The 14,664-nt window shown below is 70.6% G+C and carries 15 protein-coding genes and 1 pseudogene; 11 read left to right on the top strand and 5 right to left on the bottom strand.

Annotation, left to right across the window (positions count from 1 at the left end; genetic code table 11):
* Positions 1-28: 28 nt before the first annotated feature.
* From WJ35_RS17755 to WJ35_RS17735, 5 genes are all read right to left on the bottom strand, one after another.
* Positions 29-820, bottom strand: a complete 792-nt coding sequence (locus tag WJ35_RS17755; protein WP_069239600.1) for a substrate-binding domain-containing protein — start codon at positions 818-820, stop codon at positions 29-31.
* Positions 821-891: 71 nt separating this feature from the next.
* Positions 892-2,184 carry an MFS transporter gene (locus WJ35_RS17750; RefSeq protein ID WP_069239599.1) on the bottom strand — a complete coding sequence of 431 codons (1,293 nt, stop codon included), beginning with the start codon at positions 2,182-2,184 and terminating at the stop codon, positions 892-894.
* Between the two features lie 226 nt (positions 2,185-2,410).
* Complete coding sequence (locus WJ35_RS17745) at positions 2,411-2,893, bottom strand: PRC-barrel domain-containing protein (protein ID WP_069239598.1); 483 nt, start codon at positions 2,891-2,893, stop codon at positions 2,411-2,413.
* Positions 2,894-2,981: 88 nt separating this feature from the next.
* Entirely contained in the window at positions 2,982-3,413 is a 432-nt protein-coding gene (locus tag WJ35_RS17740) for a CBS domain-containing protein (protein WP_069239597.1), read from the bottom strand.
* A 66-nt stretch (positions 3,414-3,479) separates the two neighbouring features.
* Positions 3,480-3,734, bottom strand: a complete 255-nt coding sequence (locus tag WJ35_RS17735; RefSeq protein WP_011879872.1) for a hypothetical protein — start codon at positions 3,732-3,734, stop codon at positions 3,480-3,482.
* A 168-nt stretch (positions 3,735-3,902) separates the two neighbouring features.
* On the opposite strand from WJ35_RS17735, the gene WJ35_RS17730 reads away from it, so the two are divergent.
* From WJ35_RS17730 to ligD, 11 genes and pseudogenes are all read left to right on the top strand, one after another.
* Positions 3,903-4,205, top strand: coding sequence for a hypothetical protein (locus WJ35_RS17730; RefSeq protein WP_011879873.1), 303 nt, complete (start codon positions 3,903-3,905; stop codon positions 4,203-4,205).
* 234 nt (positions 4,206-4,439) lie between these two features.
* A pseudogene (locus WJ35_RS32240) lies at positions 4,440-4,634 on the top strand (hypothetical protein); the annotation flags it as partial.
* Between the two features lie 40 nt (positions 4,635-4,674).
* Entirely contained in the window at positions 4,675-4,986 is a 312-nt protein-coding gene (locus WJ35_RS17720; RefSeq protein ID WP_045579564.1) for a hypothetical protein, read from the top strand.
* Positions 4,987-5,037: 51 nt separating this feature from the next.
* Positions 5,038-5,292, top strand: a complete 255-nt coding sequence (locus tag WJ35_RS17715) for a hypothetical protein (RefSeq protein WP_045579565.1) — start codon at positions 5,038-5,040, stop codon at positions 5,290-5,292.
* 701 nt (positions 5,293-5,993) lie between these two features.
* Positions 5,994-7,427, top strand: coding sequence for an RNA polymerase factor sigma-54 (locus WJ35_RS17710; protein ID WP_069239596.1), 1,434 nt, complete (start codon positions 5,994-5,996; stop codon positions 7,425-7,427).
* A gap of 70 nt (positions 7,428-7,497) precedes the next feature.
* Positions 7,498-7,686 (top strand): DUF3008 family protein, encoded by a 189-nt coding sequence (locus WJ35_RS17705; RefSeq protein ID WP_011879877.1) that lies wholly within the window; start codon positions 7,498-7,500, stop codon positions 7,684-7,686.
* Positions 7,687-7,730: 44 nt separating this feature from the next.
* Positions 7,731-7,892: a DUF1328 family protein gene (locus WJ35_RS17700; protein WP_006498332.1), complete on the top strand. Its 162-nt coding sequence runs from the start codon at positions 7,731-7,733 to the stop codon at positions 7,890-7,892.
* Positions 7,889-8,275 carry a DUF3022 domain-containing protein gene (locus WJ35_RS17695; protein ID WP_011879878.1) on the top strand — a complete coding sequence of 129 codons (387 nt, stop codon included), beginning with the start codon at positions 7,889-7,891 and terminating at the stop codon, positions 8,273-8,275. Before WJ35_RS17700 ends, WJ35_RS17695 begins: the two co-directional genes overlap by 4 nt.
* Positions 8,276-8,422: 147 nt before the next feature.
* Positions 8,423-10,525: a catalase HPII gene (gene katE, locus WJ35_RS17690; RefSeq protein WP_045579566.1), complete on the top strand. Its 2,103-nt coding sequence runs from the start codon at positions 8,423-8,425 to the stop codon at positions 10,523-10,525.
* A gap of 59 nt (positions 10,526-10,584) precedes the next feature.
* Positions 10,585-11,643, top strand: coding sequence for a Ku protein (locus tag WJ35_RS17685; protein WP_059669000.1), 1,059 nt, complete (start codon positions 10,585-10,587; stop codon positions 11,641-11,643).
* A gap of 33 nt (positions 11,644-11,676) precedes the next feature.
* A complete protein-coding gene (gene ligD, locus WJ35_RS17680) occupies positions 11,677-14,664 on the top strand; it encodes a DNA ligase D (protein ID WP_045579568.1) in 2,988 nt (995 codons plus the stop codon).

The raw sequence follows: 14,664 nt of genomic DNA, 5'->3' as shown, positions 1-14,664 counted from the left end.
GCGTCGTGTCCGCGCCCGCCGCACGTGCTCAATGCGCGGACACCGAATCCAGCCCGGTCGACTTCACTTGCGGCTGTACGTCGGGCGACGCGAGATAGTCGAGCAGCGCCTTCGCTTCGGCCGGATGTTGCGCGCCGACCGGAATGCCGCCCGCGAAGCGCGTGACCGACTGCACCGCTTCGGGCACCTTGCCGACGTACGTGACGCCCGGCACCGGCAGCAGTTCGCTGACCTGCTGGAAGCCGATCTCGTAGTCGCCGTTCGCGACGACCGACGCGACCGGGATCTTCGGCACCATCGACGCCTTCGGGCGAACCTGCGCATCGATGCCGAGCTTCCTGAACATTTCCTTTTCGATGTAGACGCCGCTCGCGCTGTCCGAGTAAGCGACCGACTTCGCGCGCAGCAGCGCGTCCTTCAGCCCGTCGACGGTGCCGATGTCCGGTTTCGGCGCGCCCGCGCGCACGACCATGCCGATTCGCGAATCGGCGAGCTCGACGCGCGACGCGGGCATCACCTTGCCTTCCTGGATCAGCTTGTCGAGCGCGTAGCCGACCATGATCACCGCGTCGGCCTGCTCGCCGTGCGCGAGGCGGTTCGGAATCGCCTCCTTCGACTGGCCCATCGACGGGCCGCGGATCGTGTCGAGCGTGTCGCCGGTCGCGGCGGTGAAGCCGGGGCCGAGCTGCTGGTAGGCGGCGGTGAAGCCGCCGGAAATCATCACGCGCAGTTCGGCGGCGCGGGCCTGGAGCGCGGTGGCGGCGAGCGCGGCGGCGGCGAGCCAGATTGCCGCGCGGCGGGTGAGTGGTCGATGGTTCATCGTGAGGGGTCCGGAAGTCGGGAAAAAGCGCGGCGCGTCGGCGCCGCGCGTGAATGAGCAGCCGCGGCCGGTCACGCGGCGCGCAGCGCGTCGCGGCGGCGGCTGTACAGCAGCACCGTCGCGCCGAACGCGCACGCGGCGGCGAAGCTCATCCAGAAGCCGGGCGCGGCCTTGTCGCCGGTCGAGTGGATCAGCGCGGTCGAGATCGCGGGCGTGAAGCCGCCGAACACCGCGGTCGCGAGGCTGTACGCGAGCGAGAAGCCGGCGACGCGCACGTCGGCGGGCATCACCTCGGTCAGCGCGGCGACCATCGCGCCGTTGTAGAGGCCGTACATGAACGACAGCCACAGCAGCACCAGCAGCATGTTGACGAAGCTCGGCGCGTGCGCGAGCAGCGACAGCGCGGGGTACGCGGTCAGCACGTTCAGCGCGGTCATCGCGAGCAGCACCGGCCGGCGGCCGAAGCGGTCGGACAGCGTGCCGCCGATCGGCAGCCAGATGAAGTTCGACACGGCGACGCACAGCGTCACGAGCAGGCTGTCCGCGGTGCTCAGGTGCAGCACGGTCTTGCCGAAGGTCGGCGCGTAGACGGTGATCAGGTAGAAGCTCGTCGTCGTCATCGCGACGAGCAGCATGCCGCCGAGCACGACGGCCCAGTTGCGCGCGAGCGTCGCGAACACTTCCTTCATGCTCGGGCGATGCCGGCGCGCGGTGAACTCCTGCGTTTCCTGCAGATTGCGGCGCAGCATGAAGATCGCCGGCACGATCAGGCAGCCGACGAGGAACGGCACGCGCCAGCCCCACGCGGTGATCTGCGCGGCGCTCAGCCACTGGTTCAGCGCGAAGCCGAGCGCAGCCGCGACGACGATCGACACCTGCTGGCTGGCCGACTGCCAGCTCGTGTAGAAGCCCTTGCGGCCGGGCGTCGCCATCTCCGCGAGATAGACGGACACGCCGCCCAGCTCCGCGCCTGCCGAGAAGCCCTGCAGCAGGCGGCCGGCGAGCACCGGCACCGGCGCGAGCAGGCCGATCGACGCGTAGCCGGGCACGAACGCGATCAGGATCGTGCCGCTCGCCATGATCGACAGCGTGACGATCAGCCCCTTGCGGCGGCCGACCTCGTCGATGTACGCGCCGAGCACGATCGCGCCGAGCGGGCGCATCAGGAAGCCCGCGCCGAACACCGCGAAGGTCATCATCAGCGATGCGAATTCGCTGCTCGACGGGAAGAACACCGACGCGATCTGCGTCGCATAGAAACCGAACAGGAAGAAGTCGAACTGCTCGAGGAAGTTGCCGGCGGTGACGCGGAATACCGCGGCGGCCTTCGAGCGTCCGGTCGAAGGGCTGGACGAGGGATGCATCAGGGTGTCTCCAGGAAAGCGGGAAAGGCGCGGGGCGCGATCGATTGTTGTTTCGCCAATGTTCGCCCGGAGACGGCAAAACGAGAAGTGCGATTTTTGCAGCGATTGATGTTGTTTCGTTATCAATCGGCGCGCGGGCCGAGGACGACACCAGGACGAAAAAAAGCCCCGCATTCTGCGGGGCAGGTCGGCTCAACTGCTGCCGAATCCGGATGACGCGTCAGTTTCAGTGATGGCCGCGGGTGCGCGGGTCGGTCAGATCCTCGGTCGGGTCGGTCAGCCCGAGTTCGTCGCTGGCGCTCCAGTACGGCGTGCTGCCGTAGTACTCGTGCAGCGGCTCGGCCCATTGCGGGTCCGCGATGACCGGCCAGTGATCCTTGTCGAATCCCGGCGCGTTGCGAATCCGCTCGGACGACGCCGACAACAGGAAGCACTTGCGCTCGGTGTCGAGCGTGAGCGCGTTCCACGGAATCGCGAGCAGCTTGTCGCCGATGCCGAGCAGGCCGCCGCTCGACAGCACCGCGTAGGCGACGCGGCCCGAGTCCACGTCGAGCATGATCTCCTTGATCCGGCCGACGTCGTCGCCGTCGGTCGTGACGACCTTGTCGCCTTCCAGCGTGCCGGCGGCCATCACGTCCGGGCCGGGGCCGGCTGCGGTCGCCGCGCCCTTGCCGATGATGCGGGCTTGTCCTTGGTCGGTAGTCTGCATGGTTGTCCTCCTGGCTGTGTAGGCGCGACCGTGCCCGGGATGGGCCCTGCGGGTCGCGCGGGTGGTCGGGCGGGGCGCACGCGCCCCGTCACGTCTGCTTCGGTTGCGACACGCCTTCCAGCGTGTTGGCTACTTCGTCGCGCGCCGGGCTGGCCGTGCGCGTTGCGATGTCGCCGAGCGACAGCATGCCGACGAGCCGCCGGTCGTGATCGACGACCGGGATGCGGTGCAATTGCGCGTCGGCCATGTAGCGCTGGATCTCGTCCAGCGAGTCGTCGTCGAAGCACCATTCGATCGGCCCCGACGCGACCTCGCGCACCCGCGTTTCGGGCGGCTTGCCCGCGGAGACCGCGCGCACCGCGAGATCGCGGTCCGTCAGCATGCCGACCAGGCGGTTGTGGTCGCACACCGGCAGCGCGCCGATGTCGTAACGCGCCATCAGTTGCGCGGCGTGGCGGATGGTGTCGGTCGGCGCAACGCGCACGACGTCCTTCGACATGATTTCGTTGACGCGATGCATTGAGGTCCTCCTCGCGAGTTGGGGGCCGGGCCGTGCGCTGCCGCAAGCGGCGTGCCGCGGCCAGGGTCATTCGTCGCGGCGCTTGGCCGGGTCCTGCCAGGGGCCGTCGTCATGCGTGCCCGGGGGCGTATCGGGGTCGATGCGCGTGACGCCGCCGGTCGCGGGCGGGTCGCTCGCCGGGAACGTGTCCTCGAGCTGCTTGTCGATGTGGCGCTCCGAGTGGCCCGTCCTGGTCTGATCCTGGTCCTTCAGCGGCGGCTGCGGGTCGGGATGCCGCTCCTGTTCCGGCGTATCGATGCCGGCTCGGGTCGAATCGCTCATGGCGTGGCTCCGTATCGTTGGCGTTGACGTGCCGATGGCGCAACCGGCGTGCCTGCAACGCGCGGCGGCACACGATTTGCCGTCTGCGTGGCGGAGGACCACGCGCGGCGCCACGCGCCGCACGCACACACGCACATGCAATCCACACGCAATCGAGCGGGAGGCACGATGACCATTCCAAAACGACGACCCGGAGTGCGCTACGAAGTGAACGTATGCGGCGGCGGCTTCGATTCGGTGAAGAGCCACTTCAGCGCATGGAAACGGGAGCCGCTGATCTACCGGCCCGAGCGGCGGATGTTCGAGGGCAAGGCCGACGTGCGGCCGCTCGACGAGACCTTCGGTTCGACCGAACCGGCGCGGTTCGCGCTGCAGACCGCGTGCGAGCCGGCCGACGCGTATGCGCTCGCCGCGCGGGTGCGCGACGACGGCCGCGAGCTGTGGCTCGTGATGGCGGCGTACGAGAGCTAGCGCGATGCCGTTGAAAGAATTGCAGCGCGCGGTGTAGGGAAGACATGGAATGCGACCGCGCCGCGGTGCGCGGCGGCGGGCGGCCCGTCGGGCCGCGCCTGTCGCGGCGGCATAGCGCTTGCGGGCTGTTGTGGGCCTTAGCGGGCCTGATGGTCGCGCGGTCGCGCGACATCGCGCGCCGCCATGTGGAGATCGGCGCCGCTTGCGCCGACACGACGCGATGAACGACTGCCTATGAACCCGATCCTTATCCGAAAGCTGCATCGCCCCGAGCCGCCGCTGCCGGACGTCGAGCCGGAGCCCGAGCCGCCCGCGCCGACCGAGGTGCCGCCCGGCGTGCCGGAACCGTACCAGGATCCCGAGGGCGATCCGCCCGCGCACCCGCCGCCGGAGCGCGAGCCGCCGACCCGCGAGCCGCCGATCCGGGCGCGGTGGGCGGTGAAATTCACAACGTTGATGGAGGTCTCACATGAATATCCGCGTGAAACCCGGCATGTTGCGCGACGTTGCCGAGACGCTCGGCCGTCATTTCGACGCACGCGAGATGCCGTTTCATGTCGAGGAGCGGCCGGCCGGCGCGCTGCATATCGGCTTTCGCGTCGACGGCCATCCGGCCTCGCTGACGGTCACGTTCGACGCCGACGCGTTCGCCGCGCTGGAACACGCCGGCGTCGAGCGGCAGCGCGGCGCGCTCACGCGCGTCGCCGCCGAATTCGACACGATGATGGCGCGCCGCGCGCCCACCGCGTATGCGGGCGATTTCCACTTCAACGGGCTCTGAGCCGGACCGTTCAGGCCGGCTCGGTGCCTGCGACTTGTCACGGAGGATTCGATGAAACCGATCCAGACGATACGCGTGGGCGCCGTTGCGTTTGCCGCCGCGTGCGCGCTGGGCGCATGCATGCAACCGCGGCCGACCACGACGATGCCGGACGCGAACACGCGCTACGACACGCGGCCGTCGCCGCACAACACGCTGCCGGCCGGTGCGGCGGGTGGCGAGCCGGCCGACGTGCCGCCGCCCGGACCGAACGGCGCAGAGGGCGATGCGCCGCTGCCGGGCACGCCGCCGCCGATGCAGTACTGAGGCGAGCGGTTGGTGCTGCGGGGTGGGAGCGTGCGGGACGTAGGAGGCACGCGCGCCGCATGAGACGCACGACGCATGAGGCGCACGACGCACGACGCACGCGCGGCACCTGCCACCCGGCACCCGGTACATGCCACCCGGCACCCGGCACCCGGCAGCCGGCAGCCGGCACCCGGCAGCCGGCACACGGCACACGGCACACGGCACACGGCACACGGCACACGGCACACGGCACACGGCACACGGCACATCGCGCGTGGAGGGCGCACGGAGGGGGCCGGACCCGCAGGCCGCGCACGACACGCGAGAAGCGCAAGAAGCGCAAGAAGCGCAAGAAGCGCAAGAAGCGCAAGAAGCGCAAGAAGCGCAAGAAGCGCAAGAAGCGCAAGAAGCGCAAGAAGCGCAGCGCACGCAGTCGCCTCTGTAGCCCTCGGCGCGCGCCCGCCGCGCTCGGCGCCCCCGTCGCCGCCCCCGTCGCCGCGACCAAAATCCTCGCGCCTCCCGCCCCCGCAACCGCCGTGCCGCGCGCCCCGACGACGCGCCCCCGAACTTCCCGCCGCTTGTAAAAAAGCGGTCTCACGCGCCGCCCGCGCCAGGGTACGAACCCTTGAGAGCCGCGCCGGACGGCGCTTTGCCGTACTGGCACGGAAGCTGCATCGATCCCCCGCATACGAATTCCACACACCGTCAGGAGGACATCGATGTCCGTCACGCTTGCGCTTCAGATGCGGCAGCATCTCGCACTCACGCCGAGGCTCCAGCAGTCGCTGCGCCTGTTGCAGATGTCTTCGCTGGAGTTCCAGCAGGAGTTGCGGCAGGCGCTCGACCGCAATCCGTTTCTCGAAGATGGCCAGAGCGACGACGAGGCGCCGGCCGATCCACCCGAACATACTGCCGAGGCAGCCCCGCAGGACACCGCGGCCGAGCGCGACGACGTGCGCGCGCCGGACGGCGACGTGTCGTACACGGCGGCCCCGACGATGCGCGGCACGGGCCGCCAGGGCGAGGATGGCGGCGATCTGTCGCCGGGCGAATGGATGGCCGCCGAGCCGTCGCTGCATGCGTACCTGCACGACGCGCTGCGGCTCTATCCGCTGAACCGGCGCGATCGCGCGGCGGCGCGCCTGATCATCGACGCGCTCGACGACGACGGCTACCTGCGCCAGGGGCTGCCGGATCTCGTGCTCGCGGCCGACGCGGCGCTGCTGCTGAACGAACGGGATCTCGCGGTCGCGCTGCGGCTCGTGCAGGCGCTCGACCGGCCCGGCATCGCCGCGCGCACGCTGGCCGAATGCCTGCTGCTGCAGCTCGATGCGCTGCCGGCCGGCACGCCGGCGCTCGCGCAGGCGAAGGCCATTGCCCGCGACCATCTCGAACGCCTCGCGCATCGCGAGACGGCCGAGCTGCAGCGGCGGCTCGGCTGCGACGCGCCGACGCTGCACGCCGCGTGCGCGCTCGTGCGCGGGCTCGATCCGCGTCCCGGCGATCACTACGGCAGCACGCGCGGCGACTACGTCGTGCCGGACGTGATCGTGCGCGAGGTGCGCGGCGAATGGATCGTGACGATCAATCCGGCCGTGCTGCCGCGCGCGCGGCTGCACCAGCGGTATGCGGAACTGTTCGCGCGCGCGAGCGGCGAGCGCGATTCGCCGCTCGGCCAGCAGCTGCAGGAGGCGCGCTGGCTGATCCGCAATGCGCAGAAGCGCTTCGACACGATCCGGCGCGTCGGCGCCTGCATCGTCGCGCGCCAGCGGGATTTCTTCCGCTACGGCGAAATCGCGCTGAAGCCGCTCGTGCTGCGCGACATCGCGGACGAGCTCGACCTGCACGAATCGACGGTGTCGCGCGCGACCGGCAACAAGTACATGGCGACCCCGTACGGCACGTTCGAGTTCAAGCACTTCTTCCCGCGGCGGCTCGAGGCGGCCGGCAACGGCGCGTGCTCGGCCGCCGCGGCGAAGGTGCTGATCCGCGACATGATCGCCGCGGAGCAGCACGCGGAACCGCTGTCGGACGTCGCGCTCGCGCAGCGCCTCGCCGGCCGCGGCATCCTGCTCGCGCGCCGCACCGTGACCAAATACCGGCAGGCGATGAAGATTCCGCCCGCCGGGCTGCGGCGGCGCGACGCCGCATGACGATACCGTTCGAACTGCGCGCGGCCCGCGAGCCGCGGCCACCGCGCGCGTCACCGAAAGGAGGCAAGCGATGCCAGCCAAATCCCAGGCACAGCAGCGCGCCGCGGGGGCCGCCCTGTCGGCCAAGCGCGGCGACACGAAAATGAAGGACCTGAAGCCGCCGTCGAAGTCGATGGCCAAATCGATGAGCGAGAAGGAGCTCGAGAAAATGGCCTCGACGCCGACCCACGGCAAACCCAAGCACAAGCACGATTCTTGATCGCGGCGAGCGCGCCGCCGGTCACCGTCAACCAGGAGGAATTCATGCTTCGATACGCCATCATCTTCTTCGTCATCGCGATCATCGCCGCCGTGTTCGGCTTCGGCGGCATTGCGGCCGGTGCGGCCGAGATCGCGAAGATCCTGTTCTACATCTTCGTCGTGATCTTCCTGGTCACGCTGCTGCTGGGCGTCGTGCGTAGATGACGGACGCGCCCGACCGTTCGCAGCGCATCGCCGAACTCGAACATGCGCTCGCGAACGGGTTTCCGTCGCAGTCGACCCTCGTCGTCCACGCGGACGACGCGTCGGGCCGGCTGACGATCCAGGTGTCGTGGGTGCGCGTGCCGGCCGACGAGCGCGCACGCCAGTGGCGCTGCGTGGTCGACCTCAGCTTCGCGCCCGACGTGCTCGCGCGTTACGCGTCGCTCGGCACGGCCGACCGGCTGCGCGTGCGCACGCACGTGTGCGACCTCGCTCGCCGCGCGGTGGACGAGGAGAAGCCGCGCGTCGAGGATGCCGAGATCGAATGCCGCGTCGCGGTGGACGTGACGCGCGCCGAACTCGACGACGCATTGCGCGCGCCCTGACGCCGCACCCGTGGTCCGCCGCGCCATCGCGCGCGGCCGCGCCGGCTCGCGCCGCCCCGGCGCGGGCCGTTTTCCGTAGCCGCGACACGCGCCGCGCCGTCGCGTGCACGTCGCCGCTCCTGACCGAATCGATACGAGGATGCCTGCATGACGAACTCCGCTCCATCCGGCAGCCAGCCTTCCGCCGCACCGCAATCCGACAGCGCGAAGGCGCGTCAGCTCGACGAGCACCGTAAGCACCCTGACGGCGAGGCGTTGCGCACCAACCAGGGCGTGCGCATCGCCGACAACCAGAACACGTTGCGCGCCGGCGCGCGCGGCCCGTCGCTGCTCGAAGACTTCATCATGCGCGAGAAGATCACGCACTTCGATCACGAGCGGATCCCCGAGCGTGTCGTGCATGCGCGCGGGTCGGCCGCGCACGGCGTGTTTCGCGTCTACGAGTCGATGGCCGACTACACGAAGGCGGCGTTCCTGCAGGACCCGGCGGCCGAGACGCCGGTCTACGTGCGCTTCTCGACCGTGCAGGGCCCGCGCGGCTCGGCAGACACCGTGCGCGACGTGCGCGGCTTCGCGGTGAAGTTCTATACCGAGGAAGGCAACTACGATCTGGTCGGCAACAACATGCCGGTGTTCTTCATCCAGGACGCGATCAAGTTCCCGGACTTCGTGCACGCGGTGAAGCCGGAGGCGCCGAACGAGATGCCGACCGGCGCGTCCGCGCATGACACGTTCTGGGATTTCGTGTCGCTCGTGCCCGAGACCACGCACATGGTGCTGTGGCTGATGTCCGACCGCGCGCTACCGGCGAGCTATCGCGCGATGGACGGCTTCGGCGTGCACACGTTCCGGTTCGTCAACGCGGCCGGCGCCGAGCATTTCGTGAAATTCCACTGGCGGCCGGTGAGCGGCGCGTATTCGCTGTTGTGGGACGAGGCGCAGCGCATCGCCGGCCACGACCCGGACTTCAACCGCCGCGATCTGTGGATGGCGATCGAGCGCGGCGACTATCCGGAATTCGAACTGGGCGTGCAGCTGATCGACCCGGCCGACGCGCGCAAATTCGACTTCGACCTGCTCGACCCGACCAAGCTGGTGCCCGAGGAGCTCGTGCCGGTGAAGCCGATCGGCCGCATGACGCTGAACCGCAACCCGGACAACTTCTTCGCCGAAACCGAACAGGTCGCGTTTCATCCCGGCCATGTGGTGCCGGGCATCGACTTCACCAACGACCCGCTGCTGCAGGGGCGGCTGTTCTCGTACACCGACACGCAGCTGAGCCGGCTCGGCGGTCCGAATTTTCACGAGCTGCCGATCAACCGGCCGCTGTGCCCGTTCGCGAACAATCAGCGCGACGCGATGCACCGGCAGACCATTGCGGTCGGTCAGGCGTCGTACGAGCCGAATTCGCTGAACGGCGGCTGGCCGCGCGAGACGCCGCCGGCGCCTGCCGGCGGCGGCTTCGAGACGGTGCCCGAGCCGCTCGAAGGCACCAAGGTGCGCGTGCGCAGCGAATCGTTCGCCGACCATTTCTCGCAGGCCGCGCTGTTCTACCAGAGCATGACCGACATCGAGCAGCGGCACATCCGCGATGCGTATTGCTTCGAGCTCGGCAAGGTGACGAAGCCGGAGATTCGCGCGCGTGTCGTGAACGAGATCATCGCGCGATTCGACGCGGGGCTTGCCGCGGAAGTGGCCGAGCGGCTCGGCTTGCCCGCGCCGCAGACGGCGACGACGCCGGCCGTCGCGCGCCTCGCGCCGTCGTTGAGCCTCGTCGGCCGCGCGAAGCCGACGATCCGCTCGCGCAAGATCGCGCTGGTCGCGACGCCGGGCGTGAGTCAGGCGCTGGTCGACCAGGTGCGCAGCACGCTGGCGGCGGCGGGCGCGGTGCCGACCGTCGTCGCGCCGACGCTCGCGCCGATCGGCAGCATCGTGCCGCAGGCGACGCTCGCGGGGATGCCGTCGGTGATGTTCGACGCGGTGTTCGTCTGCGGCGGCGACGGCCGCGAACTCGCGCACAACGCCGAGGCGTGCCACTTCGTGCGCGAGGCGTTCAAGCACCTGAAGCCGATCGCGGCGGTCGGCTCGGGCCGTCAGCTGTTGAGCGCCGCGCATTTGCCGGACCCGGCCGAAGGCGTGTGCGTCGGCCACGTGGCCGATCTCGACGCGGTGCTCGGCGCGTTTTCCGGCGAGCTTGGCCGGCACCGCGTCTGGGCGCGCGAGCAGCAGGCGGCCGAGCTGCCGGCGTAGCGCCGCACCGCGCGCCCGGCTCGCGCAGACGGGCGCGCCTGCGGCAAGGAGGAACAGGGATGCCACCGCGGATGATATGGAAAGGCGCGATCAGCTTCGGGCTGGTGCACGTGCCCGTGCAACTGTTCCCGGCGACGCGCACCGTCAAGCCGTCGTTCCGGATGCTCGACAGGCGCTCGATGGACCCGGTCGGCTACCGGCAGATCAACAAGCGCACCGGCAAGGAGGTCACGCGCGACGACATCGTGCGCGGCTACGAGTACGAGAAGGAGCGCTACGTGGTGCTGACCGACGACGAGATCCGCTCAGCGAATCCGGAATCGACGCAGACCGTCGATATCCTGACCTTCGTCGACGAGGACGCCGTGTCGTTCCTCTATCTCGACACGCCGTACTACCTCGTGCCGGACCGCAAGGGCGAAAAGGTCTACGCGTTGCTGCGCGATGCGCTGAAGGACAGCGGCAAGATCGGCATCGCGCTGGTCGTGATGCGCGATCGCCAGCATCTGGGCGCGCTGATTCCGGTCGGCCCGCTGCTCGCGCTCGATACGCTGCGCTGGCAGGACGAGCTGCGTCCGCTCGACGAGCTGTCGGTGCCGGCCGACGACGCCAAGCGCGCCGGCGTGACCGCACGCGAGTTCGAGATGGCGAAGAAGCTGATCGACGACATGTCGGGCAAGTGGACGCCCGACGAGTATCACGACACGTTTCGCGACGACATCCTCGAGATGGTGGAGCGCAAGGTGCGCGCGGGCAAGATCGAGGAGATCGAGGAGCGTCCGGCCGAGACCGGCCGCACGGCGACCAACGTCGTCGATCTGACCGAGCTGCTCAAGCGCAGCTTGCGCGGCGGCGGTGGCGGCGGCGGCCGCGCCGCGAGCGCGCGCGATGCGGAGGACGACGGCGAAGCGGATGGGGCGGACGCCGCGCCGCGCGGCGGCGCCCGGCGCAAGCCCGCCGCGAAATCGGCGTCGAAGGGCGCGGCCGCGAAGTCAGCCGAGAAGTCAGCCGAGAAGTCAGCCGAGAAGCCCGCGGCGAAGCGGCCGGCCGCGAAGCGCGCGTCGGCGGCCGAGCATGCGACGAAGAAGACCGCCGCGCGTCGCAAGCACGCGGCCTGACGGTGCGCGATCCAGTTCACGCGAGGTGACGCGATGGCAGGCAAGCTCGATCCGTATCGCCGCAAACGCCATTTCGACGCGACGCCCGAACCCGCCGGCGCGGGCGCGCGGCGGCGCGCGAAGCCGCAGCCGCAGCCCGATGGGCGTGCGGCCCCGCGCCGGCCGTTGCGCTTCGTGATCCAGGAACATCATGCGCGGCGGCTGCACTACGACTTCCGGCTCGAACTCGACGGCACGCTGAAGTCATGGGCGGTGCCGAAGGGGCCGAGCTTCGATCCGTCGGTGAAGCGTCTGGCCGTGCACGTCGAGGATCATCCGGTCGAATACGCGTCGTTCGAAGGGCAGATTCCGGCCGGCCACTACGGCGCCGGGTCGGTCGTCGTGTGGGACGAAGGCACGTGGACGCCCGACGGCGGCGTCGCGGGCGCGCGCAGCGGCTATCGCGCGGGCAAGCTGACGTTCCGGCTCGATGGCGAGAAGCTGCACGGCGGCTGGGCGCTGGTGCGCAGCGGGCGGCAGGAGGGACGCCAGGAGCAGTGGCTGCTGATCAAGGAGCGCGACGAAGCGGCGCGCAGCGCCGATGAATTCGACGTGGTCGGCGAGCGGCCGGGCAGCGTGCACGACGGTGAGGGCGGGGCGTCGTCGGCGACAGGCGGCGCGGGCGCGGACTCGCACGATGCGACGGCGCGCGCGGGGGGCGGCGGCAAGCGCGCCACGCAGACCGGCAAGCGCGCCGCGCGAAGCGGCGAGCGCGCGGCACGAGCCGCCGAGCGCGCCGATGACCGCGATCGCGCCACCGCCCGCGCGCACGTTCGCGATGGCGACCGCGCCGCGGCCCGCGACGGTGCTGCCGCAAGCGACCCCGGCGCCGCCCGCGTCCGAGCTCGCACCGGCGCCGGCGACGCCGACCGCACCCCTCGCCGTACGCGTACTCCCGACCGCGCATCCGCCGGCGACCGCGATCCCTCCACCGTCGAAGGCGCGGTGCGCGCGCCGCTGCCCGAGCGCATCGCGCCGCAACTGGCGACGCTGGTCGACGCGCCGCCCGCCGACGCAGACTGGCGCTACGAGCTGAAATTCGACGGCTACCGGATCCTCGCGCGCATCGCCGGCAAGGGCGCGCGTCGCCACGTGAAGCTGATGACGCGCGAAGGCCGCGACTGGACCGCGAAGCTGCGCGCGCAGCGCGATGCGCTCGCGGCGCTGCCCGTCGACGACGCGTGGCTCGACGGCGAGGCCGTCGTGCTCGGCGCGAACGGCCTGCCCGACTTCCAGGCGTTGCAGAACGCGTTCGGCGCCGGGCAGTCGGACGACGTCACGCTGTTCGTCTTCGACCTGCCGTATCTCGACGGTTACGACCTGCGCGATGCGCCGCTGGCCGCGCGCCGCGCGCTGCTCGAGCCGCTCGTCGCCGACAGCGACCCGACCCGGCTGCGCTTTTCCCCCGATCTCGGCGACGACGTCGCATCGCTGATCGCGAGCGCCTGCGACACCGGCCTCGAAGGGCTGATCGGCAAGCGGGCGGAATCGCGCTATCGCGGCGGACGGTCGGCGGCCTGGATCAAGCTCAAATGCCGGCGCCGGCAGGAATTCGTGATCGGCGGCTACACCGAGCCGTCGGGCAGCCGCCACGGCTTCGGCGCGCTGCTGCTCGGCGTGCACGACGCGCCGCCGGCCGGCAAGCGCTCGCGCGCGGCCGCGCCGCTGCGCTACGTCGGCCGCGTCGGCACCGGCTTCGACGCGCGCGCGCTCGACCGGCTCGCCGCGCTGCTGCGCCGGCACGAGCGCGACACGACGCCGTTCGAGCCGGCGCCGCGCGAACGCACGCGCACGCGCGCGCACTGGGTTGAGCCGACGCTCGTCGCCGAATGCGAATTCGCGGAATGGACCGGCGACGGCATCGTGCGGCAGGCCGCGTTCATCGCGTTGCGCGACGACAAGCCGGCGACGCAGATCGTCCGAGAAATGCCGAAGCATATGGAAACGGAGGGAGCGATGGAGCGACAGCAGAGCACGCCCGACGCGGGCCATGAACGCAAGCGCGCGTCGCGCGCCGCCGACGATACGGGCAAGCGCAAGCCAAACGCGCGCGCGAGCGCGTCCGCGCGCAACGCACGTGAGGACGGCGACGCGGAGCTGTCCGGCCGCGTGCGCATCACGCATCCCGAGCGCGTGCTGGACCCGACGAGCGGCACGCGCAAGATCGATCTCGCACGCTACTGGCAATGGGTGGCGCCGTGGCTGCTGCCCGACCTGAAAGGGCGGCCCGTGTCGCTCGTGCGCGCACCGGGCGACATCACCGGCGAGCTGTTCTTCCAGAAGCACGCCGAGCGCCGCGAGATTCCGTTCGTCACGCAGCACCCCGGGCTCGATCCCGGGCATGGGGCGCTGCTGTCGCTCGACAGCGTCGATGCGCTGCTCGGCGCGGCCCAGATGGGCACGATCGAATTGCATACGTGGAACGCGCATGCATCGAACATCGAGCGGCCCGATCGCATCGTGTTCGACCTCGATCCCGATCCGGCGCTGCCGTGGAGCGCGATGATCGAGGCCGCGCAGCTGGTGCGCGGGCTGCTCGACGAGCTCGGCCTGCGCTCGTTCTGCAAGACGAGCGGCGGCAAGGGGCTGCACGTCGTCGTGCCGATCACGCGGCACATGGGCTGGGACGACGTGAAGGCGTTCTCGCGCGCGCTCGCGCAGCACGTCGCGGGCGCGCTGCCCGAGCGCTTCACCGCGACGATGGGGCCGCGGCACCGGCGCGGCAAGATCTTCATCGACTACCTGCGCAACGGTCGCGGCGCGAGCACGATCGCCGCCTACTCGGTGCGCGCACGGCCGGGGCTGGGCGTATCGGTGCCGCTGCACTGGGACGAGGTGCCCGACACGACGGGCGGCGCGCAGTGGACCATCGACACGCTGCACGAGCGCCTCGAGCGCTTGAAGCGCGACCCGTGGGAAGGCTACGACGACACGCGCCAGCGCATTACCGCGCAGATGCGCGCGCGGCTCGACGGGGCGTGA

It is taken from the genome of Burkholderia ubonensis, assembly GCF_001718695.1.
Classification (GTDB): domain Bacteria; phylum Pseudomonadota; class Gammaproteobacteria; order Burkholderiales; family Burkholderiaceae; genus Burkholderia; species Burkholderia ubonensis_B.
The sequence above is the reverse complement of the archived record's forward strand: the minus strand, read 5'-3'. Positions and strand labels throughout refer to the sequence as shown.

Coding starts and splice junctions, on each gene's coding strand:
- WJ35_RS17755 (WP_069239600.1), bottom strand. CDS start 820: ATGAACCATCGACCACTCACCCGCCGCGCGGCAATCTGGCTCGCCGCC.
- WJ35_RS17750 (WP_069239599.1), bottom strand. CDS start 2,184: ATGCATCCCTCGTCCAGCCCTTCGACCGGACGCTCGAAGGCCGCCGCG.
- WJ35_RS17745 (WP_069239598.1), bottom strand. CDS start 2,893: ATGCAGACTACCGACCAAGGACAAGCCCGCATCATCGGCAAGGGCGCG.
- WJ35_RS17740 (WP_069239597.1), bottom strand. CDS start 3,413: ATGCATCGCGTCAACGAAATCATGTCGAAGGACGTCGTGCGCGTTGCG.
- WJ35_RS17735 (WP_011879872.1), bottom strand. CDS start 3,734: ATGAGCGATTCGACCCGAGCCGGCATCGATACGCCGGAACAGGAGCGG.
- WJ35_RS17730 (WP_011879873.1), top strand. CDS start 3,903: ATGACCATTCCAAAACGACGACCCGGAGTGCGCTACGAAGTGAACGTA.
- WJ35_RS17720 (WP_045579564.1), top strand. CDS start 4,675: ATGAATATCCGCGTGAAACCCGGCATGTTGCGCGACGTTGCCGAGACG.
- WJ35_RS17715 (WP_045579565.1), top strand. CDS start 5,038: ATGAAACCGATCCAGACGATACGCGTGGGCGCCGTTGCGTTTGCCGCC.
- WJ35_RS17710 (WP_069239596.1), top strand. CDS start 5,994: ATGTCCGTCACGCTTGCGCTTCAGATGCGGCAGCATCTCGCACTCACG.
- WJ35_RS17705 (WP_011879877.1), top strand. CDS start 7,498: ATGCCAGCCAAATCCCAGGCACAGCAGCGCGCCGCGGGGGCCGCCCTG.
- WJ35_RS17700 (WP_006498332.1), top strand. CDS start 7,731: ATGCTTCGATACGCCATCATCTTCTTCGTCATCGCGATCATCGCCGCC.
- WJ35_RS17695 (WP_011879878.1), top strand. CDS start 7,889: ATGACGGACGCGCCCGACCGTTCGCAGCGCATCGCCGAACTCGAACAT.
- katE (WP_045579566.1), top strand. CDS start 8,423: ATGACGAACTCCGCTCCATCCGGCAGCCAGCCTTCCGCCGCACCGCAA.
- WJ35_RS17685 (WP_059669000.1), top strand. CDS start 10,585: ATGCCACCGCGGATGATATGGAAAGGCGCGATCAGCTTCGGGCTGGTG.
- ligD (WP_045579568.1), top strand. CDS start 11,677: ATGGCAGGCAAGCTCGATCCGTATCGCCGCAAACGCCATTTCGACGCG.